This is a genomic window from Kocuria sp. NBRC 114282 (assembly GCF_030268385.1).
GTDB lineage: Bacteria > Actinomycetota > Actinomycetes > Actinomycetales > Micrococcaceae > Kocuria > Kocuria palustris.
The window spans coordinates 12,915-35,115 of the sequence record NZ_BSQO01000005.1 but is presented as its reverse complement, the minus strand read 5'-3'; the positions used below and the strand labels follow the sequence as shown (position 1 = coordinate 35,115).

20 protein-coding genes are annotated in these 22,201 nt (G+C 70.8%); 17 read left to right on the top strand and 3 right to left on the bottom strand.

The features are described from left to right. Window position 1 precedes the first annotated feature (1 nt). The 13 genes from folE (at window position 2) to QSJ40_RS09500 (ending at window position 13,369) form a co-directional block, all read left to right on the top strand. Window positions 2-616, top strand: coding sequence for a GTP cyclohydrolase I FolE (gene folE / locus QSJ40_RS09565; protein ID WP_285730539.1), 615 nt, complete (start codon window positions 2-4; stop codon window positions 614-616). 7 nt (window positions 617-623) lie between these two features. Continuing rightward, window positions 624-1,541: a dihydropteroate synthase gene (gene folP, locus QSJ40_RS09560; protein ID WP_006213601.1), complete on the top strand. Its 918-nt coding sequence runs from the start codon at window positions 624-626 to the stop codon at window positions 1,539-1,541. After that, on the top strand, window positions 1,538-1,906 hold the full coding sequence (gene folB / locus QSJ40_RS09555; RefSeq protein WP_006213600.1) for a dihydroneopterin aldolase: 369 nt from the start codon (window positions 1,538-1,540) through the stop codon (window positions 1,904-1,906). Before folP ends, folB begins: the two co-directional genes overlap by 4 nt. After that, a complete protein-coding gene (folK, locus tag QSJ40_RS09550) occupies window positions 1,906-2,433 on the top strand; it encodes a 2-amino-4-hydroxy-6-hydroxymethyldihydropteridine diphosphokinase (RefSeq protein WP_006213599.1) in 528 nt (175 codons plus the stop codon). The genes folB and folK overlap by 1 nt, the downstream gene beginning before the upstream one ends. Before the next feature lie 37 nt (window positions 2,434-2,470). Next, window positions 2,471-2,998: a DUF3180 domain-containing protein gene (locus QSJ40_RS09545; protein ID WP_051990391.1), complete on the top strand. Its 528-nt coding sequence runs from the start codon at window positions 2,471-2,473 to the stop codon at window positions 2,996-2,998. Between the two features lie 113 nt (window positions 2,999-3,111). Next, entirely contained in the window at window positions 3,112-3,672 is a 561-nt protein-coding gene (locus QSJ40_RS09540; protein WP_006213597.1) for a PH domain-containing protein, read from the top strand. An 11-nt stretch (window positions 3,673-3,683) separates the two neighbouring features. Next, the gene (locus QSJ40_RS09535; RefSeq protein WP_206390973.1) at window positions 3,684-5,252 is read left to right on the top strand and encodes a PH domain-containing protein; all 1,569 of its coding nucleotides are present in this window, start codon (window positions 3,684-3,686) and stop codon (window positions 5,250-5,252) included. Between the two features lie 144 nt (window positions 5,253-5,396). Beyond that, entirely contained in the window at window positions 5,397-7,283 is a 1,887-nt protein-coding gene (gene panC / locus QSJ40_RS12905; protein WP_502875247.1) for a pantoate--beta-alanine ligase, read from the top strand. Between the two features lie 176 nt (window positions 7,284-7,459). Further along, window positions 7,460-8,911 (top strand): lysine--tRNA ligase, encoded by a 1,452-nt coding sequence (gene lysS / locus QSJ40_RS09520; protein WP_502875249.1) that lies wholly within the window; start codon window positions 7,460-7,462, stop codon window positions 8,909-8,911. A 6-nt stretch (window positions 8,912-8,917) separates the two neighbouring features. Next, the gene (locus QSJ40_RS09515) at window positions 8,918-9,151 is read left to right on the top strand and encodes a hypothetical protein (protein ID WP_053446827.1); all 234 of its coding nucleotides are present in this window, start codon (window positions 8,918-8,920) and stop codon (window positions 9,149-9,151) included. Between the two features lie 181 nt (window positions 9,152-9,332). Next, window positions 9,333-9,668 carry a histone-like nucleoid-structuring protein Lsr2 gene (locus QSJ40_RS09510; RefSeq protein WP_006213592.1) on the top strand — a complete coding sequence of 112 codons (336 nt, stop codon included), beginning with the start codon at window positions 9,333-9,335 and terminating at the stop codon, window positions 9,666-9,668. 315 nt (window positions 9,669-9,983) lie between these two features. Further along, the gene (locus QSJ40_RS09505; RefSeq protein WP_285730524.1) at window positions 9,984-12,638 is read left to right on the top strand and encodes an ATP-dependent Clp protease ATP-binding subunit; all 2,655 of its coding nucleotides are present in this window, start codon (window positions 9,984-9,986) and stop codon (window positions 12,636-12,638) included. A gap of 146 nt (window positions 12,639-12,784) precedes the next feature. Further along, window positions 12,785-13,369 (top strand): amino-acid N-acetyltransferase, encoded by a 585-nt coding sequence (locus tag QSJ40_RS09500; RefSeq protein WP_058872127.1) that lies wholly within the window; start codon window positions 12,785-12,787, stop codon window positions 13,367-13,369. A gap of 25 nt (window positions 13,370-13,394) precedes the next feature. On the opposite strand, the gene QSJ40_RS09495 is transcribed toward QSJ40_RS09500, so the two are convergent. Next, window positions 13,395-14,375 carry an iron-sulfur binding domain-containing protein gene (locus QSJ40_RS09495; protein ID WP_285730521.1) on the bottom strand — a complete coding sequence of 327 codons (981 nt, stop codon included), beginning with the start codon at window positions 14,373-14,375 and terminating at the stop codon, window positions 13,395-13,397. 23 nt (window positions 14,376-14,398) lie between these two features. Here QSJ40_RS09495 and QSJ40_RS09490 point away from each other — a divergent pair, with 23 nt between their 5' ends. Continuing rightward, window positions 14,399-15,892 carry a hypothetical protein gene (locus QSJ40_RS09490; protein WP_285730519.1) on the top strand — a complete coding sequence of 498 codons (1,494 nt, stop codon included), beginning with the start codon at window positions 14,399-14,401 and terminating at the stop codon, window positions 15,890-15,892. Between the two features lie 6 nt (window positions 15,893-15,898). Here QSJ40_RS09490 and radA read toward each other — a convergent pair whose 3' ends face one another. Together radA and QSJ40_RS09480 are read right to left on the bottom strand one after the other, a co-directional pair. After that, complete coding sequence (gene radA, locus QSJ40_RS09485) at window positions 15,899-17,287, bottom strand: DNA repair protein RadA (RefSeq protein WP_285730517.1); 1,389 nt, start codon at window positions 17,285-17,287, stop codon at window positions 15,899-15,901. Window positions 17,288-17,343: 56 nt separating this feature from the next. Next, window positions 17,344-18,504: an FUSC family protein gene (locus QSJ40_RS09480; protein ID WP_285730514.1), complete on the bottom strand. Its 1,161-nt coding sequence runs from the start codon at window positions 18,502-18,504 to the stop codon at window positions 17,344-17,346. 316 nt (window positions 18,505-18,820) lie between these two features. Between QSJ40_RS09480 and pstS the strand changes: the two genes are divergently transcribed. The 3 genes from pstS (at window position 18,821) to pstA (ending at window position 22,171) form a co-directional block, all read left to right on the top strand. Next, the gene (pstS, locus tag QSJ40_RS09475; RefSeq protein WP_285730512.1) at window positions 18,821-19,885 is read left to right on the top strand and encodes a phosphate ABC transporter substrate-binding protein PstS; all 1,065 of its coding nucleotides are present in this window, start codon (window positions 18,821-18,823) and stop codon (window positions 19,883-19,885) included. Window positions 19,886-20,060: 175 nt separating this feature from the next. After that, window positions 20,061-21,038, top strand: coding sequence for a phosphate ABC transporter permease subunit PstC (gene pstC, locus QSJ40_RS09470; RefSeq protein WP_285730510.1), 978 nt, complete (start codon window positions 20,061-20,063; stop codon window positions 21,036-21,038). Then, complete coding sequence (gene pstA, locus QSJ40_RS09465; protein ID WP_285730509.1) at window positions 21,038-22,171, top strand: phosphate ABC transporter permease PstA; 1,134 nt, start codon at window positions 21,038-21,040, stop codon at window positions 22,169-22,171. The genes pstC and pstA overlap by 1 nt, the downstream gene beginning before the upstream one ends. The last annotated feature ends 30 nt before the right edge of the window (window positions 22,172-22,201 follow it).

The window sequence follows — 22,201 nt, the reverse complement described above, 5'->3', positions numbered from 1 at the left end:
GATGCAGCAGCAGGACCACCACGAGGTCGGCGGCGGCCCCGGTGATCTCGCCCCGGTCGATCAGCCGCGCATCCGGGACGCGGTCCGGGAGATCCTGTCCGCGATCGGGGAGGACCCCGATCGCGAGGGCCTGAGAGAGACCCCGGACCGGGTGGCCCGCGCCTATGCCGAGATGTTCTCCGGGCTCGCCCAGGATCCGTCGGAGGTGCTCAGCGCCTCGTTCGACATCGGGCACTCCGAGCTGGTGCTGGTCAAGGACATCTCGTTCTACTCGACCTGCGAGCACCACCTCGTGCCCTTCCACGGCAGCGCGCACGTGGGCTACATCCCAGGGCCCTCGGGCCGGGTCACGGGCCTGTCCAAGATCGCCCGGCTCGTGGAGGTCTACGCCCGCCGCCCGCAGGTCCAGGAGCGGCTGACCACCCAGATCGCCGACGCCCTCATGGGCGAGCTCAACGCCGCCGGGGCGATCGTGGTGGTGCAGTGCGAGCACCTGTGCATGTCCATGCGCGGGGTGCGCAAGCCCGGCGCGTCCACCGTGACCTCCGCGGTGCGCGGCCAGCTGCGCGAGCCCGCCACCCGCTCCGAGGCCATGAGCCTGATCCTGGGAGGCTGAGACGACCATGCAGCCCACCCCTCCGGAGGCCGTCGCCCCGCAGCCCGCTGCCGTCCGCCGCGAGCTGGGCTGGGGGGACTGGGCGGGGCTGCCCTCCGGTCGCACGCTCGTCATGGGCATCCTCAACGTCACGCCGGACTCCTTCTCCGACGGCGGCCGGCACGACTCCCACCGGGCCGCGATCGCCCACGGGCACGAGCTCGCCTCCCAGGGCGCGGATCTGATCGACGTCGGCGGCGAGTCCACCCGCCCCGGTTCGCAGCGCGTGGATCCGGAGGAGGAGCGCCGGCGCATCCTGCCGGTGATCCGCGAGCTGTCGGATGCTGGAATCGTGCTGTCCGTGGACACCTTCAACCCGTCGACCGCAGAGGCCGCCCTGGACGCCGGGGCGCACTGCGTCAACGACGTCTCCGGCGTGGCTGTGCGCGACGGCATGGTCCCGCTGGTCGCCGAACGGCAGGCGCCGTACATCTGCATGCACTCCCGCGGCACCCCCGGGACCATGGACTCGCTGGCGGTCTACGACGACCTCGTGGGCGATGTGCTGCGCGAGATCCATGAGGTCGCCCAGCGCTTCCTCGATGCCGGGCTGGATCCCTCCAAGCTCGTGCTGGATCCGGGGCTCGGCTTCGCCAAGGGAGGGCGGCAGGACTGGCAGCTGCTGGAGGCCCTGCCGCGGTTCGTGGCCACCGGCTATCCGATCCTGGTGGCGGCCTCGCGCAAGCGCTTCATCGGCCATCTGCTCGGCAACGGCACCGAGCCGCGTCCAGCGGATCAGCGAGATATCGCCACGGCGGCCATCTCGGCGCTGTCGGCCGATCGCGGGGCGTGGGCGGTGCGCGTGCACGACGTCGCCTCGAGCGTCGACGCCCTCGCCGTGGCCGGGGCTTGGAACCGCCCCGTCGGCAAGGAGGGGATCGCATGAGCGCAGATCGGATCGCGCTGAGCGGACTCACCGCGGTGGGCCATCACGGGGTGTTCGACCACGAGCGCCGCGACGGCCAGGAGTTCTCGGTCGACCTGGTGCTGCACCTGGACCTGCGTCCTGCGGGCAGCTCGGACGAGCTGACCCGCACCGTGCACTACGGAGAGGTCGCCGAGGCCGTCCACGAGGAGATCGTCGGCCCGCCGGTGGATCTCATCGAGGCTCTGGCCGAGCGGATCGCGGCCCGGCTGCTGCGGGAGCAGGCCCTTCTGGAGGCTGTCGAGGTCACCGTGCACAAGCCGCACGCCCCGATCGAGGTGGCCTTCCGGGACGTGGCCGTGACGGTGCTGAGGGGGCGGTCCTGATGCCGCGGGCGCTGATCGGCATGGGCTCCAACCTCGGGGACCGCGGGCAGCTGCTGCGCTCGGCGGTCGAGCAGCTGCGCGCCGCCCCCGGGGTGAGCGTGGAGGCGGTCTCCCCGATCGCGATCACCGATCCGGTGGGCGGGCCGCCCGGCCAGCCGCAGTTCCTCAACGGCGTGGTGCGGCTGAGCACCGAGCTCTCGCCCAGGGAACTGCTCGCACTGTGCCAGCGCATCGAGGCGGATCACGACCGCGTGCGCCTGGAGCGGTGGGGTCCGCGCACCCTGGATCTGGACATCATCGACTTCGACGGCGCGGTGATGGATGATCCCGAGCTGACCATCCCGCACCCGCGGGCCCACGAGAGGGCCTTCGTGCTCTTCCCCTGGGCGCTGCTCGAGCCCCAGGCCGAGCTCGCCGGGAGCAGGATCGCCGAGCTGGCGGCGCAGGCCTCGGATGCCCGGGGCGTACGGGCGCAGACCTTCCGCCTGGAGGACGCCCCCGGCGAGGACGAGACCGCGGACGACTGAGCCGGCGGCGGACAGGATCGAGGACGGAGGCAGGAACATGGTGAAGGGGCTGACGGTGCGGCTGCTCGCGGTGCTCGCGGCGGTCGCCTTCATGGGCGGCTGGATCGCCCAGCTGGTCTCCGAGAGCCTGCACGGGCCCCTGCTGGCCCTGCCGGTGGCCTCCGGGATCGCCCTGCTGGTCTTCGCCGCGATCCTGCTGGTCGCCGGACTGCGCGTGCGCAGGCTGCGCGACGGCGACCGCGAGATCCGCATGGACCGCACCTGGGGCACCGTGATCGCCGCCCTGGCGCAGGCCGTGGCCGTGCTGGGCGCCCTGTGCCTGGGCTGGCACGCCATGCTCGCCGTGGACCAGGCCGCGCTGATCTCCCTGCGCACGGATCAGGGGCCGCTGTGGCGCTGCCTGTTCCAGGTGGGTGTGGGGGTCGCGCTGGCCGTCGTCGGGTGGATCGTCGAGCGCTTCTGCCGCATCCCGCCGGAGGACCCGGACGCGGAGGCCGACGGCGCCGCCGAGCGCGGTCGGGGCCGCACGGCCGAGGAGGGCGGGCTCGCCCGCTGGCGCGACTGAGCCTCGTGCCTCCGGAGGGCAGGGATCCCTCGCACGGAGGATGTGCGTGCGCTGGCAGGCCCCTTACTGTGGGGTGCTGATCCGTCATCTTCTCGATCAGGAGCATCTCGATCATGACCCATGAGCCCGACGGCGCTCCGAGGCTGCGCGCTGATGATCCTGCCACCCTGCCGGCCCCCGGCCCCCAGGACGGACAGTGGAAGGGGCTGGACCCCAGGTACATCCGAGTGCGCGTGATCTCGGAGGTGATCGGCTATCTGATCTTCGCGGCGGCGGTGGGCTGGCCGCTCGTGCTCAAGCTCGTGGGCGTGTGGGGCGAGGCCTCGTGGTGGGCCGTGCTGCCGTGGCCCCTCGGGGTCGCGGTGCTGTGCCTCGTGCAGGTCCTGCTGACCCCGCGGCGCGTGCGCTCCTACGGCTACCGCGAGGACGCGGATGACTTCATGGTCCGCAAGGGCCTTCTGGTCCGCACGCTGGTCGTGGTGCCCTACGGCCGCATGCAGTACGTGGACGTCAGCAGCGGACCGATCCTGCGGATGTTCGGACTGTCGTCGATCACCCTGCACACCGCCTCGGCGGAGACCGACGCCGAGCTGCCGGGGATCACCGCCGAAGAGGCCAGGCGGCTGCGCGAGAGGCTCACCGAGCGCGGGGAAGCCCGCCTGATCGAGCTGTGAGGGGCGAGCAGATGTCTGATCGCAGCCCTGCGCAGCATTCGGAGGCCCAGCCGACGGGCGCCTCCCCGGAGGCGGAGGCGCATCAGCCGGACTCGGCCGAGGACTGGCACCGCCTCCACCCGCTCTCGCCGCTGATACGCGGCTGGATCGTGGTGCTCGCGGTCCTGGGAGTGCTGCTGTCCAACGTCATGGACGGCTTCTTCCGCGGCGACGGCCCCGGTCTCAACGACTCCGCGGAGGGCCTGCCGGGCTGGGCCTCGATGCTCGAGGGCACCGTCCTGTGGCTCGTGCTGCTGCTGGTGGGTGCGCTCGTCGTCGTGGGCCTGCTGGTGGTCGTGGCACTGTTCTCGCTGGTCGCCTGGTGGTTCACCACGTATCAGATCACCGACACCCACGTGCGCCTGCGCCAGGGCGCCCTGGCCCGCCAGGAGCGCCAGACCCGCCTGGATCGCGTCCAGGCCCTCGACATCCGGCGGCCCCTGGGCGCGCGGATCTTCGGCCTGGCCGAGCTGAGCTTCGAGGTCGCCGATGCCGGCGAGTCGGCCGTCGTGCTGCGCTACCTGACCCATGCCCACGCACGACGGCTGCGCTCCCAGCTGCTCTCGCGCAGCCGTCCGCAGCCGGAGGCCGGCGATGCCGAGGCGGCGCTGCCCTGGGCGCGAGCCGCTGTCCCGGCCGCGGCTCAGGACCACGGCGCAGAGCAGCTGCTGCTGCGCGTTCCCGTGAGCCGCGTCCTGCTGTCCTGGGCCCTGAGCCCATCCATGGTGATGCTCGTGGTCGTCGGGGCGGCGGCGCTCGCGGCGCTGATCTTCTTCCCCGAGTTCATGGGCGCGGCCTTCGCGGGCTGGATCCCGGTCGTCGTGGGACTGGTGGTCTCGCTTTTCCAGCGCCTCGAGAAGACCTGGGGCTTCAGCGCCTACCGCACCGACAGCGGTCTGCGGCTGCGCTACGGGCTGCTCAGCACGGTCTCCCAGACCGTGCCCACGGGCCGGATCCAGGCGCTGAAGGTGAACCGCCCCATGCTGTGGCGGCGCCCGGGCTGGAGCCGCGTGGCGATCAACGTGGCCGGCTACGGCGATCCCGCCGAGGAGATGAACGGCTCGGGACGCACCACGCTGATCCCGGTGGCGACCGACGAGCACCTGGCGATCATGCTCGCCGAGGCGCTGGGCGCCGACGAGTCGCGCGAGGCCTTCGAGACGGCGCGCTACGGCCTCACGGCCGATCTCGTGGAGGATCCCGAGTCCCGGTTCACGATCTCGCCGCGCCGAGCGGCGCGCATCTCCTGGGTCGTGCGCCGTCGTCGGGGCTTCGCGGTGACGCGGCGTGAGGTCGTCACGATCGACGGCAGGCTCTCCCGCACCGCCTGCCTGGTCCCGCACGGGAAGATCCAGTCGATGGAGATCTCGCGAGGGCCGCTGGCGCGCTGGCTGGATCTCTCGGACGTCAGCCTGCATTCGATCCAGGGACCGGTCAGCCCCATGATCATGGCCATGGACCGGGAGGTCGCCGAGCGCTTCGTGTCCGAGCAGTCGCTGCGGGCGCATGAGAAGCACACCCTCGTGGGCGCCAGGGGCTGAGCGTGCGCGCGAGCGCACCGCCCGTCGTAGGGTGGTGGCGCTGCGCCGGAACGTCGCAGCAGCACCGTCGCAGGAGCCGTCGGGACCGCCGCAGCGGGCGTCGGCCCAGAGACCCGCAGACCCGAGAGCACACAGGAGAAGACCGTGAGCGAAGCCGCCAACCGCCCCGGGCGCCTGGGAGTCGGCGTGATCGGCGCCGGGCGAGTGGGGGCGGTGCTGGGAGCCGCGCTGCGTGACGCCGGGCACGGGGTGGTGGGGGTCGCCGCCGTCTCGGAGGCCTCCCGGGAGCGTGCCGAGCTGCTGCTGCCCGAGGTCCCGATCCTCACCCCGCAGCAGATCGTGGAGCGCGCGGAGCTCGTGCTGCTGGCCGTTCCCGACGATCAGCTGGCCGACCTGGTGAGCGGACTGGCCGCGACCGGGCACTGGCAGGCCGGGCAGCTCGTGGCACACACCGCCGGCCGCTGGGGCGTGGAGGTCCTGGAGCCGGCGCGGCAGGCCGGAGCCATCGGGCTGGCGATCCACCCGTCCATGACGTTCACCGGGCTGAGTCTGGACCTGCCGCGGCTCAGCGGCTGCGCGTTCGGCGTCACCGCCCCGGCGGCGGTGCTGCCGATCGCGCAGGCGCTGGTCATGGAGATGGGCGGCGAGCCCGTGGTCATCGCCGAGGCCGACCGGCCGATCTACCACGCGGCCCTGGCCCACGGCGCCAACCACCTCACCACGATCACCGGCCAGGCCCTGCAGCTGCTGGGCGAGCTGGGACTCGAGCAGCCGGAGCGCGTGCTCGGACCCCTGGCGCGTGCCGCGCTGGACAACGCTCTGTCGGTGGGGGAGTCGGCGCTGACCGGCCCGGTGGCCCGCGGCGACGCCGGCACCGTGGCCGAGCACCGCCAGACCCTGGCCGAGCACGCCCTGGGCACCGGTCAGCAGGACATCGACCGGGCCTACCGGGCGCTCGCGGCCCTGACGGCTGACCGAGCCCGGGACCGCGGCATGCTCACCGAGGCCCAGCACGCGCAGGTCCTCGAGGCGCTGGGCCTGAGCCGGAGCGAGGGATCCGGCAGCGCCCACGCGGCCGTCGGGCAGGGCGCCGCCGCTCTCGGCGGCTTCCCCGCGGCCGATGCCTCGGCGCCGCGCGGTTCCGCGGAATCGTCGGACCCCGTCGTGGTGCGCGAGCCGGAGAAGCTGCGCGCCGTCGTGCGGCGGGAGGTCGCCCGGCGGGGAGCGCAGCTGTCCATCGGCTTCGTGCCGACCATGGGTGCGCTTCACGAGGGGCACGCGCACCTGGTGCGCCGGGCCCGCGAGGAGAACGACCTGGTGATCGTCTCCATCTTCGTGAACCCGCTGCAGTTCGGACCGAACGAGGACTTCGAGCGCTACCCGTCGGACCTGGAGGCAGACCTGGAGCTGCTCGGGGGGCTGGGCGTCGATCTGGTCTTCGCTCCCGGCCTCGAGGACATGTACCCGGGCGGGGACCCGCTGGTGACCGTGAGTTCGGGGCGGCTCGGGACGGTGCTGGACGGAGCCTCGCGCCCCGGCCACTTCGACGGCGTGGTCACCGTCGTCAACAAGCTGCTGAGCCTGGTCTCAGGACGCACGCAGCAGCCGCTGCGGGCGTACTTCGGGCAGAAGGACGCCCAGCAGCTGCTGATCGTGCAGCGCATGGTCCGCGACACGAACCTGGACGTCGAGATCCGGCCGGTCCCGATCGTGCGGGCCCCGGACGGGCTCGCGCTGTCGTCGCGCAACGCGTACCTGGACGACGACGAGCGTCGGGCCGGGCTCGTGCTCTCCCGCACGCTGGGGGAGCTCGCCCTCGGGGAGATCGACCTGCCGGAGGCCCGCCGTCGGATCGACGAGGAGCCGATCGGCACCGGGCCCACGGTGGAGCTCGACTACCTCGTGGTCGTGGACCCCGAGACCCTGAGCGAGGTCCCGCCGCGCCCCGGGGCCCTGGCCCTGGTGGCCGCACGGGTGGGGACCACGCGGCTGATCGACAACCGGGAGATCGAGGCCGCTCCGCGTCCGTGAGGCGGCTCTCACCGCCGGCCGGGGGCCCGGTGCCGATGCGACGACACCCCGGCCGGTGGCTATCCTGGGGGACTGTGACCACTGATCAGACGCGCGAGAACGCAGCCAGCCCCGCACCCGAGTCCTCGTCCGCCGCGGCCGAGGCCGCCCGCAGCGACGAGCAGCGGCAGTTCCGCATGGACAAGCGCGCCGCGCTGCTCGAGACGGGTCGCCAGGCCTACCCGGTCGAGGTCCCCCGGACCCACACGCTGCCCCAGGTCCGCGACGGCTGGGAGCATCTGGAGACCGGCGAGGAGACCGAGGACGTCGTCTCCGTGACCGGGCGCGTGGTGTTCGTGCGCAACACCGGCAAGCTGTGCTTCGCGGCCCTGCAGGACGGCGACGGCGTCCAGCTGCAGCTCATGCTCTCCAAGGCGGTCGTGGGCGAGGAGTCGCTGGCCGAGTGGAAGTCCCTGGTGGACCTGGGCGACTTCGTGGCCGCCACCGGCACCGTGATCCGCTCCCGCCGCGGCGAGCTCTCCGTCATGGTGACCTCCTGGCAGATGGCCTCCAAGGCCCTGCGGCCGTTGCCCAATCTCTACGAGGGATCCGAGCTCAGCGAGGAGACCCGCGTCCGGCAGCGCTACCTGGACCTGCTCGTGCGCCAGGAGGCGCGCGACGTGGTCCGCAAGCGGGCCGCGATCATCTCCGCGGTGCGCCGCACGCTCGAGGACGAGGGCTACATCGAGATCGAGACCCCCGTGCTGCAGCTCGTGCACGGCGGCGCCACGGCCCGTCCGTTCGCCACGCACCTCAATGCGTTCGATCAGGACATGACCCTGCGCATCGCCACGGAGCTCTACCTCAAGCGCGCCGTCGTGGGCGGGGTGGAGCGGGTCTTCGAGATCGGGCGGGTGTTCCGCAACGAGGGCGTGGACTCCACGCACTCCCCGGAGTTCACCACCCTGGAGGTCTACGAGGCCTGGGGCGATCAGTTCTCGCAGGCCGAGCTCATGCAGCGCATGATCGTGGCCGCCGCCGACGCCCTGGGGATCGACGGTCCGCTGCGCACCGCCAAGGGCGAGATCGACCTGCGCGGCGAGTGGCCGTGGCTGAGCGTCTACCCGGGGCTCTCGGAGGCCGTGGGACAGGAGATCACGCCCGAGACCCCCGCCGAGGCGCTGCGGGCGATCGCCGCCGAGCACGACGTCTCGGTGGATCCCGCCTGGGGTGCCGAGAAGCTCGTGATCGAGCTCTTCGGAGAGATCGTGGAGCCCACGCTGATCCAGCCCACGTTCGTGTGCGACTACCCGCCGGCGGCCCAGCCGCTGGCCCGGCCGCACCGCGACAAGCCGGACGTCATCGAGGCCTGGGACCTGATCATCGGCGGCATGGAGCGCGGCACCGCGTTCTCCGAGCTGATCGACCCGGTGGTGCAGCGCGAGCGGCTCACCGAGCAGTCCCGCCTGGCCGCGGCCGGCGACGACGAGGCCATGCAGCTCGATGAGGACTTCCTGCGCGCCCTCGAGCACGGCGCCCCGCCCATGGGCGGACTGGGGCTGGGCCTGGACCGTCTGATCATGCTCTTCACGGATCTGGGCATCCGCGACACGATCCTGTTCCCCTTGATGAAGCCCCAGAAGGACTGATCCGCCATGGGCGAATACATCGCTGTGCTCCTGCCCTCGATCGGGGTGGGGCTGATCTTCTGGTTCACCATGCGGGCCCTGTTCCGGGCCGATCGCGGTGAGCGCCGTGCGCAGGAGGCCGTGAATCGCGATCAGGCCGATGCCGAGAAGTGGTATCAGGATCTGAAGGCGCGGGAATCCGGCGGACGCGGTTCCGCCCGGAGCGGATCCGATGAACATCAGGATGCGCCGCGCAGTTGATTCTTCTCCGATTCCCCGGCTTCTCCGAGCCGGGGAATTGCTTTCAGCGGCATCCGATATCTATAGTTGCGGGCAATAGGGGATCCTGAGTGCGCAATTCGTGGTGATCGGGCCTGGAATCGGCTCCGCGGATCTCCTGACCGCACGAGCACATCGAATCTATGCTGAAGGAGCTCCACACATGGCGCAGACCGTGAAGATCATTCTCGAGGACGACCTGGACGGCGGCCCCGCGGACGAGACCGTCCGCTTCGGCCTGGACGGCGCGCAGTACGAGATCGACCTCTCCTCTGCCAACGCGGACAAGCTGCGCGCGGCCATCCGCCCGTACGTGGGCAAGGCCCGCCGGGCTCAGGCCAAGCAGGCCGGCCGCCCCGCCGCGAAGTCCTCGGGCACCCGCGCCAATCCGGACACCCCCAAGATCCGTGCCTGGGCGAAGGAGAACAACTACAACGTCTCCGATCGCGGCCGCATCCACCAGGAGGTCCAGGACGCGTACTACGCCGCTCACAAGTGAGCGCGCGCGGCCTGAGGGATTCATCACCGAATCGAGAATCTCAGGTCGCTTCGGAAACGAACTCGTGGTGAATGCCCGCAGGTATTCGATCTGAGATTGCCGTTCCATCGCAGTGCGGATCCCCGCTCGTCCTTCCGGACGTGCGGGGATTCCTCATTCGGGGACCGCCGTGCCCTGAGCGCCGCTGCCTCCGGCCGCCTGTCAGAAGGCTCCTTCGGGGGGGCAGTGCGGGGTCGTCTCGCCGGTGGCGAACAATGGCGGCGAGACCCTCCGGCGTGCGTAGCATCGGTGCCAAACATCGACTGAGGAGTATCCATGTTCGAACGATTCACCGATCGGGCCCGACGGGTCGTGGTCCTGGCCCAGGAGGAGGCCAGGATGCTCAACCACAACTACATCGGCACCGAGCACCTGCTGCTGGGCCTCATCCACGAGAACGAGGGCGTGGCCGCCAAGGCCCTGGACTCGCTGGGCATCACCCTCAACGGGGCCCGCGAGCAGGTCCAGGACATCATCGGCCCGGGTCAGCAGGCCCCCTCCGGGCACATCCCCTTCACGCCGCGGGCCAAGAAGGTCCTGGAGCTCTCCCTGCGCGAGGCGCTGCAGCTCGGGCACAACTACATCGGCACCGAGCACATCCTGCTGGGCATCATCCGCGCAGGCGAGGGCGTGGCCGCCCAGGTGCTCACCAAGCTCGGCACCGAGCCGCAGAAGGTCCGCTCGACCGTCCTGGACCTGATCTCGGGCTACCAGTCCGGCGGCGAGGAGAAGGAGACCGCGGGTGCAGGCGCTCGCACCTCCGGCGAGGGCACCCCCGCGGGCTCGGCTGTGCTCGACCAGTTCGGGCGCAACCTGACGGCAGCGGCCCGCGAGAGCCAGCTCGACCCCGTGATCGGGCGCGCCCGCGAGATGGAGCGCGTCATGCAGGTCCTGTCGCGGCGCACCAAGAACAACCCGGTGCTGATCGGCGAGCCGGGCGTCGGCAAGACCGCCGTGGTCGAGGGTCTGGCCCAGGCCATCGTGCGCGGCGACGTCCCGGAGACGCTCAAGGACAAGCACCTCTACACGCTGGACCTCGGCTCGCTCGTGGCCGGCTCGCGCTACCGCGGCGATTTCGAGGAGCGCCTCAAGAAGGTGCTCAAGGAGATCAAGTCCCGCGGCGACATCATCCTGTTCATCGACGAGATCCACACGCTCGTCGGCGCGGGTGCCGCCGAGGGCGCGATCGACGCCGCCTCGATCCTCAAGCCCATGCTGGCCCGCGGCGAGCTGCAGACCATCGGCGCCACCACGCTGGATGAGTACCGCAAGCACATCGAGAAGGACGCAGCGCTCGAGCGCCGCTTCCAGCCGATCCAGGTCGACGAGCCCTCCGAGGCGCACTCGATCGAGATCCTCAAGGGCCTGCGCGACAAGTACGAGGCGCACCACCGCGTGTCGATCTCGGACGAGGCCCTCGAGGCCGCCGTGCACCAGTCGGCCCGCTACATCTCGGACCGCTTCCTGCCGGACAAGGCGATCGACCTGATCGACGAGGCCGGTGCCCGCCTGCGCATCAAGCGCATGACGGCCCCGCCGGAGATCAAGGAGCTCGACGAGCGCATCGCCAAGGTCAAGCAGGCCAAGGAGGATGCGATCGAGGGCCAGGACTACGAGAAGGCCGCCTCGCTGCGCGATCAGGAGCAGAAGCTGCTGTCCGAGCGCGATGACAAGGACACCGCCTGGCGCGAGGGCGGCGACCAGGTCGCCGAGGTCACCCCCGATGTCATCTCGGACGTGCTCTCCGCGGCCACGGGCGTGCCGCTGTACCGCCTGACCGACGAGGAGTCCGGCCGCCTCATCCGCATGGAGGAGGAGCTGCACAAGCGCGTCGTGGGCCAGGAGGAGGCCATCAAGGCTCTCTCCCGCTCCATCCGACGCACGCGTGCGGGCCTCAAGGACCCCAAGCGCCCCGGCGGGTCGTTCATCTTCGCCGGCCCCACGGGCGTCGGCAAGACGGAGCTGGCCAAGTCGCTGGCGGAGTTCCTGTTCGGCGATGAGGACTCCCTCATCACGCTGGACATGTCCGAGTACCAGGAGAAGCACACGGTCTCGCGGCTGTTCGGCGCCCCTCCCGGCTACGTCGGCTTCGAGGAGGGCGGCCAGCTGACCGAGAAGGTCCGCCGCAAGCCGTTCTCCGTCGTGCTCTTCGACGAGGTCGAGAAGGCGCACCAGGACCTGTTCAACTCGCTGCTGCAGATCCTCGAGGACGGTCGACTGACCGACTCGCAGGGCCGCGTGGTGGACTTCAAGAACACCGTGATCATCATGACCACGAACCTGGGCACCAAGGACATCTCGCGCAGCGTCCCCATGGGCTTCCAGGCGGGCAACGACTCGACCACGAACTACGAGCGCATGCAGCAGCGCGTCAACGACGAGCTCAAGGAGCACTTCCGCCCCGAGTTCCTCAACCGCGTGGACGAGATCGTCGTGTTCCCGCAGCTGGAGGAGAAGGAGATCGTCCAGATCGTCGATCTGTTCGTCGCCCGTCTCCAGGAGCGCCTGCGCGAGCAGGACATGTCGATCGTGGTCTCGGACGCCGCCAAGAAGGTGCTGGCCAAGCGCGGCTACGACCCAACCATGGGCGCCCGTCCGCTGCGCCGCACGATCCAGCGCGAGATCGAGGACGCGCTCTCGGAGAAGATCCTCTTCGGCGACATCAAGGAGGGCGAGCGCGTCTCCGTGGATGTGGACGGAGACGGCGACGACGCCAAGCTGACGTTCTCGTCGGTGGCCATGTCCGAGCTGCCGGACACGGAGTTCTCCGACGACGACCAGGACGGCTCCGCTCAGGATCCGGATCTGGTGCCCGGTGAGGTGCCGTCCGGGACCAACGTCCCGCACAGCACCGACGGCGACACCGGCTCGGCCGGCGCCGAGGCTCCCGAGCCCGGCCACGGACCGGAGTCGGGCCCGACCACGGTCTGATTGCCCGGCACGAGCGGATCCGCCTGGATCCCTGCGACGACGCCCTCCCCGAGCTCAGCTCGGGGAGGGCGTCGTCGTCTGCGCTCTCCGGGCTCGGCCGGGGCCTCGGCGAGGGCGAGGGTCGCGGGCGGTCGTACACTTTCCGGATGACTCTCGAGCTGCGCCTGCGCCCTGCCACCACGGGCGACGTCCACGCGATCAAGGCCCTCGTGGGTCCGCTGGCGCAGGAGGGCGTGCTGGTGATCAAGGAGACCGTCGCGTACTACGAGGGCATCCAGGAGTTCCTCATCGCCGAGCTCGTGGACGACGACCCCTCCGGCGCCGCCCTGGTCGACGAGTCCGGGATCGCCTACGGGCAGCCGTCGCCCAGCGGGACCTCGGCCCGGATCGTGGGCTGCGGGGCCCTGCACGTGATGTGGCAGGATCTCGCCGAGATCCGCACCTTGGCCGCCGACCCGCGGGTGCGCGGGCAGGGCGTGGGGTGGCGGCTCGTGGAGGCCCTGCTGGAGCGGGCGCGCAGGCTGGGGGTGGACCGGGTCTTCTGCCTGACCTTCGAGGTGGAGTTCTTCCAGCGCCAGGGCTTCCGGGTCATGGCCGATCAGCGCCCGATCGACCCGGACGTCTTCGCGGAGCTGCTGCGCTCCCATGACGAGGGCGTGGCCGAGTTCCTGGACCTCGCCCGGGTGAAGCCCAACACGCTGGGCAACACCCGGATGATCCTCACGCTCTGACGGGGACCGCGCAGACCGGTCGGGATCAGCCGGGCAGAGCGATCCTGTCGCCGCGGCGGTGGGCCAAGCCATCGGAGACCAGGCCGTCGACCGCGCGCTGTCGCTGCTCGACGGGGGATTCCAGCGTCAGCAGGGCCTCGAGGGGGCGGGCCAGATCCGCACTCGCGCCGCGCGGCAGGGTGACCTGCTGGTCCCGCGTCAGCCAGCTCTCCGGGACCGGCTGATCCGCGGCGCGCAGCACCGCCATGACCGCGCCGCGCACCTGCCGGTCGGTGCCCTTCCAGGACTGTCCCCGCGGGGCCTCCTCCGGCTCCGGGCGACCGGCTGCGATCCAGGCGCAGAGATCCTGCACGGGGCACTGGTCGCAGCGCGGAGACCGAGCCGTGCAGATCAGGGCGCCGAGCTCCATCACGGACTGGTTCCACACCACCGAGGCCGCGCGCTGCTCGGGCAGCAGCGAGCGCGCCAGACGGGTCTCGGCTGCCGTCAGGGACCGGCTCGGCAGCCCCTTGCCGGAGAAGAGGCGAGCGTGCACGCGTCGGATGTTGGTGTCGATCACGCACTGGCGCTCGCCGAAGGCGAAGGCCGAGACCGCCGCGGCCGTGTAGGCCCCGATGCCCGGCAGCGCCAGCAGCTGGTCGTGCTCGCGCGGCACGCGGCCGCCGTGGTCCGCGACGATCGCCTGTGCGGCGGCCTGCAGCCGCAGGGCCCGTCGGGGATAGCCCAGGCGGTCCCAGGCGCGCAGGACGTCGGCGGTCGGGGCCTCGGCAAGGTCGGCGGGGGAGGGCCAGCGCCGCATCCAGTCGAGCCAGCGGGGCAGCACGCGCACCACGGGAGTCTGCTGGAGCATGATCTCCGAGACCAGCACGCCCCAGGCGGTGCGCTCGGGGCAGCGCCAGGGGAGGTCGCGGCCGTCGCTGGTGTACCAGGCGGCGATCCGGTCGCGGATCTGCGCGAGTCGCTGAGCATCCTGAGGTGAGGGATCGGCGATGTGCGGGCTGGGCATCGCGCCACTGTAGCCTGGAGGCCATGGCACGGGACGATGCGGATGACGGGCGCAGGGACGCCCCCTGGGACTTCGATCTGCCGGATCTCGGAGCCTCCACGACTCCCGAGCATCACCGGCGCCGCCGCCGTGCCGAGCAGCAGGAGGCGCCGCAGACCCCGTCCGAGGAACGATCGCAGCCCCGGACGCGCTCGAGCTCCGAGCCCGCGACGAGGCTTTCGCCGCAGCGCACCGGTCGCAGACGGTCCTCCGAGGACCCGCTGGATTTCGAGGGTCTCGACGACGACCCCATCGATCAGGACGACCACGACCTGATCCCGTACTCCGCCGAGGAGCTGTCCACGGTGGGCCCGGGCCCGCGCGGTCCTCAGCTGCCGCACGACGATGACGTCCCCGACGACTTCGGGGCCCCTCAGTCGCATTCCTCTGCTCCGCGCGGCTCAGCCGGTGCAGGGTCCCGCGACGGGGCTGCTTCGTCGTCTTCCGGCGCGCGCTCCTCGCGCGCAGCCTCCGCACCGGAGGACGACCTGCTGCCTGCTTGGGCCACCGGCAAGCCTGCGCGACGGCGCCCGGGCCGCGCCGCCGGGGCGGCTTCATCGAAAGAGCAGGCCGCTCCCAGCGATGCGCTTGAGCACCAGCGCCGAGCCCAGAGTGGTCGTGTCGAGGAGCTGGGTGGCGGGGACCTGGACCGTGAGGAGCGGCGCGGCTCAGCGGGACGTCGTCACGGCCAGCCCGCAGGCGGTGCGCGCCCTGACCGCAGGCGGCACAACGACCACGATCGCGACACCTGGGGCGACGAGCACGGCTATCCCGAGGACTGGGACGACGAGCGCGGATATGCCGAAGACTGGGACGACGAGGACTGGGCGGAGGCACCGGAGGCTCGGCAGCCGCGGTGGCGCAGCTGGATCGGTGATCCGCAGCGGCTGACCCGCCTGCTGGTCCCGGCGGCTGTGGTGCTGCTGCTGATCGCGGTGGGCATCTGGTCGGTGAACGCGCTCACCGGCGGCTCGGAGACGGCCGAGGACCCCGAGGCGGTGGCCACCGAGGCGGCGCAGTCGGAGGATCCCTTCGACGGCTTCTCCGCGCGCCCGCAGGACCAGACCACCGACGGCGCCAGCGGCCCGGCCGCACAGGCCTGCGGCGATGCCCTGAAGATCACGGGGTCCACGGACCACGAGACCTACGCCGAGGGCGCTGATCCGATCCTGATCATGACCATCGAGAACACGGGCGAGTACCCCTGCATGGTCAATGCCGGCACCGCGCGCATGGACTTCACGGTCACCTCCGGCTCAGACACGGTCTTCGACTCGAAGCACTGCCAGATCGACGGCCAGGACCGTCCGATCGAGCTCGAGGCCGGGGGCAAGGAAAGCGCCCGGATGCAGTGGAACCGCCAGCGCTCGGCGGAAGGCTGCGCCGAGGATCTCGAGGACGCCGCGGCCGGAGGCTATGAGCTGGAGGTCTCACTGGGCGAGGATTCCGCGGAGCCGGTCGAGTTCACCCTGAAGTGAGACAGGTCAGGACGGCGGGAAGAAGATCTGCAGGGCCTCCACCAGGCTGGTGACCTCGCGGACGCGGAAGCCGTCGGGGATGCTGCTGAGCCCCTGCGGGCTGGCCGGGACCACGGCGTGGGTGAAGCCCAGCCTGGCCACTTCCCGGATGCGCTGCTCGATCCCCGGAACGGGCCGGACCTCTCCGGCCAGCCCGACCTCCCCGAAGCACACCAGGCGCTGGGGCAGGGGCTTGTCCTGCGCGGCCGAGGCCAGGGCCAGCGCAGTGGCCAGGTCGGCGGCGGGCTCGCTGAGGCGCACCCCGCCGACGGTCGAGACGTAGGCGTCCATGGAGGCCAGACCCACCCCCGCGCGGCGCTGCAGGACGGCCAGCAGCATGGCCACCCGCGAGCCGTCCAGTCCGGAGGTGGCACGGCGCGGCTGGGCGGTCGAGGACTGATCCAGCAGGGCCTGCACCTCCGCCAGCAGCGGGCGCCTCCCCTCCATGGTCACGGTGAGGCAGGTCCCGGACACCGGATGCGCGGTGCGCGAGACGAACAGCCCTGAGGGATCCGAGACCGAGCGGATCCCGCTGTCCACGAGCTCGAAGCAGCCGACGTCGTCGGTGGGGCCGTAGCGGTTCTTGACGGCGCGCAGCAGCCGGATGCTCGAGTGCTTCTGGCCCTCGAACTGGCAGACGACGTCCACCAGGTGCTCGAGCAGCCTGGGCCCGGCGATGGTCCCCTCCTTGGTCACGTGCCCCACGAGCAGCACGGTCATGCCCCGCGACTTGGCCGCGGCGATCAGGGAGGCGGCGACCTCCCGCACCTGGGTCACGCCGCCGGCGGAGCCGTCGACCTCGGCGCTGGCCAGGGTCTGGACGGAGTCCACGACCAGGACCTCCGGCGACAGGGCCTCCACCTGTCCCAGTGCGGTGGACAGATCCGTCTCCGAGGTGAGGTAGAGGGAATCGGCCAGCGCGCCCACGCGGTCGGCGCGCAGCTTCACCTGGGCCGCGGATTCCTCTCCCGTGATGTACAGGACCGAGCGCGGACCGCGCGGTGCGGTGCCCTGGGCCACGCGAGCCGCGACGTCCAGCAGGAGGGTGGACTTGCCGACGCCCGGCTCCCCGGCCAGCAGGATCACCGCGCCGGGCACGAGCCCGCCGCCCAGGACGCGATCGAGCTCTCCGACGCCGGTGGGGACGCTGGTGGCCTGGGTGGCGTCCACCTGGGCGATGGGCTTGGCGGGATCGGCGATCGAGCGGGCCGGGGTGGTGCGGGCCCTGTGCTCGCCGACCTCCTCCATGGTCCCCCAGGCCTGGCATTCGGCGCAGCGGCCCACCCACTTGACGGTGCTCCACCCGCATTCCGTGCAGCGGTATCCCGAGGAGCTGCGCTTGGACCTGGTGCTCATGCCGTCGACCTCATGGCTCACACGCTAGGAACCGGGTCCGACAGCACAGCGGGTGCTCACATGCGGTCCCAGTCGTCGAGGGCCGGCAGGTGGGCGATGGCGTCCTCGTGGTCCATGTTGGTGGCCTCGAGGAGGTCCACCGCCAGCGGCCGCATGAGCAGCACAAGGGTCTGGCCCTCGAGGGTCTGCACGCCCATGTCCTGGGGGTTCAGGCGCTCGGCCACGGTGATCAGCTCGTTGCGCGCCTGGCGCAGGAACGATTCGCGCGACTCCCGCTGAGGGACGGCCAGGGCCCTGCCCACGGTGTCGGTCGAATCCGCCATGTCCGTGAGGCATTCGGAGATCGACTCGATGGCAGCCGGTGCCAGGGTGACGTGGTTGATGACCCCGGCCACCCGGCGCACCAGCACCCGGCTGTCGCGCGCGGCCAGGTCCAGGTAGTGCGCCGAGATCGCGATCTGCTCGATCTCCGAGCGGTGGCGCCGATGCACGGGCGCTGCCGCGGCGATCTCCTGGGAGGCCTGCAGCGCGGTCTTCACGGAATCGATCTCGGACTGGGTGCGCCGGGCGCGCACCAGGCAGTGCCATGCGGCCGTGGAGTCGTCCTCGGTGATGGCCTGGGCGGCCTCGCGCAGCACGGCGGAGAGCTCATCGGTCAGCCGGCGCACGTGCACACGCGGCTGGCGGCGGGGGTCTGAGGGGACCAGGTAGGCCATGAGCAGGGCGAAGACCCCGCCCACCATGGCATCGGTCGAGCGGGCGAACGCGCCGTCGGACGACGGCGGCAGCATGACGACCAGCAGCGACTGCAGGGCCATCTGCGTGGTGAACAGGACGCCGCTGTCCAGGAACCGGGCCAGCAGGATGGACACCAGCATGACGACGCCGCCCTGCCACGTCCCGACGCCGATGAAGTGGATCAGCACCTCGGCCAGCGCGATGCCGAGCGTGCAGCCGATGGCGACCTCGAGCACGCGCCGGTAGCGCTGCCCGCCCTTGGAGAAGCCGAGGGCCACGGTGGCCGCCGTGGCCGCGAAGATCGGCCCCGTGTGCCCGAGCACGTTCTCGGCGAAGACGAAGGCGCCGATCGCGGCGACCGTGAGCTGCAGGGCCTGCAGGATGTCGCCGCGCAGGCGAGCCCCGCCGGCGCGGGCGCGCTCGCTGAACTCCCTGCCGGCGCGGTGCACCAGCCCGGGACTCTGCTCGGCTTCGCTCATGCGAGCCATCCTAGGTGCATCTGGCCCCCTCGCCGGTGGCACCGAGGGTGCCTCGATGCTGGCCGCTCGGGAGCTTGCGGTCCGCATGACGACGCTCACGCCATCAAAAAATATGTGCTCAGCAATACATAAAGACCGCCGAAGGGTCGGGGAAGTTCACCTTCCGTTCACGGCCTGAGCGGAGTCCGGCTACGTGCCGATCCTAGAGTCGGTGAGCGTTGGGTGGGCTTGGCCGGGAATTCGGGGCCTTCGTCCAGCGCCGCCGGACCTCACCGGCACGTCAGCTTCAGCAGAACCACAGGAACAGGGGCACCACGTGAAGGCTTCTCGCATCGGCCAGAGCGCCGCGATTCTCTCCATCGGCGTTATCGCACTGACCGCTTGCGGCGGCGGCGGCGGCGGCACGACCACGCTGCAGGGCGCGGGCGCGTCCTCGCAGGAGGCGGCCATGAACGCCTGGTCGGATGGCGCCGGCGAGCTGGATCCGGCCGTCGAGGTCCGCTACTCGCCGGATGGCTCCGGCGCCGGCCGCGAGGCCTTCCTGGCCGGCGGCGCGAGCTTCGCCGGCTCGGATGCCGCCATGGACGAGGAGGAGTTCGAGTCCTCCAAGGAGCAGTGCGGCGACAAGGGCGCGTTCAACGTCCCCGCCTACATCTCCCCGATCGCGGTCGGCTTCAACCTCGAGGGCATCGACTCCCTGAACCTCGACGCCGAGACCATCGCGGGCATCTTCTCCGGCGAGATCACCACCTGGAACGATCCGGCCATCGCCCAGCAGAACCCGGATGCCGATCTGCCGGATACGAACATCACCGTGGTGCACCGCTCGGATGAGTCCGGCACCACCGAGAACTTCACCGACTACCTGCACGCGGCCGCCCCCGAGGCCTGGTCGGACGAGGCCTCCGAGTCCTGGCCGATCTCCGGCCAGGAGAACTCCCAGGGCACCTCCGGCGTGGTCTCCACCGCCTCTGACACGGACGGCGCCATCACCTACGCCGATGCCTCCGCCATCGGCGATCTGGGCACCGTGGCCGTGGGCGTGGGCGAAGACTACGTCGAGTACAGCCCCGACGCTGCCGCTGCGGCCGTCGACGCCTCCCAGCGCGTCGAGGGCGGCGCCGAGAACAACATGGCGCTCGAGCTCGACCGCGACACCGAGGCCGACGGGGCCTACCCGATCATCCTGGTCTCGTACCACATCTACTGCAACGAGTACCAGGATCAGGACACCGCCGACGCGGCCAAGGCCTTCGGCCAGTACGTGGTCTCGGAGGAGGGCCAGCAGGCCTCCGCCGACGCCGCGCACTCCGCTCCGCTGAGCGAGGAGATGCGCCAGGAGGCGCACGACGCGATCGACCAGATCACCGCTGCCGGCTGATCCGCTGCGCGCAGGCCGACCCAGTCGGCATGCGCGCCCCGCGACGGGCCCGCCCGGGCCTCCCTGAGGAGAGATCCCGGGCACGGGCGGGCCCGTCGCTGTGGCCGCTGGCCGCGCAACCACGAGCGGCCCGACGGCCCGCCGACGAAAGCATCTACACCCGAAGGGGTCGAGAATGTCCACCAATGTCTCTGAGAAGAGGCGGCCGGAGCAGAAGCCGGAGGGCTCCCGGCCCTTCGATTCCGGCTCGAAGGGCGGCCGCTTCGGCGACCAGCTCTTCTCCGGTCTGAGCCTGGCCGCAGGCATCCTGATCTTCGTGATCCTGCTTGCGGTCTTCACCTTCCTCGGCTGGAAGTCCGCCGACATCCTGACGATCCCGGGCTCCGCCATCACCGGCGGCGAGGGGTTCTTCGCCTACGTCTACCCGATCGTCCTGGGCACCCTGATGGCGGCCGTGATCGCGCTGCTGATCGCAACCCCGCTGGGCATCCTCGTGGCTCTGTACATCTCACACTTCGCCCCGCCCAAGGTCGCCAAGCCGGTCGGCTACGTGATCGACCTGCTCGCGGCCATCCCCTCGGTCGTCTACGGCGCCTGGGGCATGACGGTGCTGGCTCCGGCGCTGGTGCCGTTCTACAACTGGCTCGCCGAGAACTTCGGGTGGATCCCGCTGCTCGAGGGGCCGGCCTCGAACACCGGGCGCACCATGCTCACCGCGGGTGTGGTGCTGGCGATCATGATCCTGCCGATCATCACCGCCATGTCCCGCGAGCTGTTCGTCCAGACGCCCAAGCTGCACGAGGAGGCCTCGCTGGCCCTCGGCGCCACCCGACTCGAGATGATCGGCCAGGCCGTCATGCCGTTCGCCCGGGCGGGCATCGTCTCCTCCGTCATGCTGGCCCTGGGCCGTGCACTCGGCGAGACCATGGCCGTGGCGCTGGTGCTCTCCACCGGCGGCCTGCAGTGGTCGCTGATCCGCACGGGCAACAACACCATCGCCGCGGAGATCGCGTTGAACTACCCGGAGGCCTTCGGCAACCGGTTCACCGAGCTCATCGCCGCCGGCTTCGTGCTCTTCATCATCACGCTGATCGTGAACCTCGCAGCACGCGCGATCACCGCCCGCTACAAGGAATTCTCGGGGGCAAACTGATGTCGACCAACACCACTGAGCAGCGCTCCCAGACCCGGAGCCCCAAGAATCAGAACTCGCTCACGTCGGGTCAGCGCCCCAAGTGGCTGATCCCGGCCATCCTCGTCGGCTCGATCGTCGTCGGAGCCGCCCTGGCCGCCCTCGTGAGCTTCAGCGTCGCACTGTGGGCCGTGTTCGCGGCCGTGATCTTCCTGATCGCCGCTCCGATCGCGGTCACCTCGATCGAGGGCTCCCGTCAGGGCAAGAACGCGGCCCTGACCTATCTGGTCTACGGCGCCTTCATCGTGGCGGTCATCCCGCTGATCTCGGTGATCTGGACCGTGCTCTTCCGCGGCATCCCCACGCTGTCGCCGGAGCTGCTGACCACCACCATGTCCAGCGTGACCGCCATCGACGATCAGCAGAGCGTCGAGAACGGCACGGGCGTCCAGGGCGGCATCCTGCACGCCATCGTGGGCAGCGTGATCGTGACGCTGTGCGCCACGATCATCTCGGTCCCGATCGGCCTGCTGACGGCCGTCTACCAGGTCGAGTACTCCAACGGCAACACCCTGTCGAAGGTCATCACCTTCCTGGTGGACGTCATGACCGGCATCCCGTCGATCGTCGCCGGCCTGTTCGCCTCGGCCCTCTTCACGATCATCCTGGGTCAGCAGGGCGTGCGCATGGGCATCGTCGGCGCGGTCGCGCTGACCGTGCTGATGATCCCCACCGTGGTGAAGTCCACGGAGGAGATGCTGAAGGTCGTGCCCAATGAGCTGAGAGAAGCCTCATATGCCCTGGGAGTGCGCAAGTGGCGTACGATTCTGAAGGTGGTCATCCCCACCGCGATCTCGGGCATCGCCGCCGGCGTCACGCTGGCCATCGCGCGAGTGATCGGTGAGACGGCACCGCTGATGGTGACGATCGGCTTCCTGGACTCCATGAACGCGAATCCGTTTCACGACTGGATGTCCTCGCTGCCGACCTTCATCTACCAGCAGCTGATGCGCCCGATCTCGCCGACCACGCCGGATCCGTCCACGGATCGCGCGTGGGCCGCCGCGCTCGTGCTGATCGTCTTCGTCATGCTGCTGAACCTGGCGGCACGACTGATCGCCAACGCCTTCGCACCCAAGACCGCTGGTCGCTGAACCCTCCGCCGACTGAGAAAGAAGCTCTGA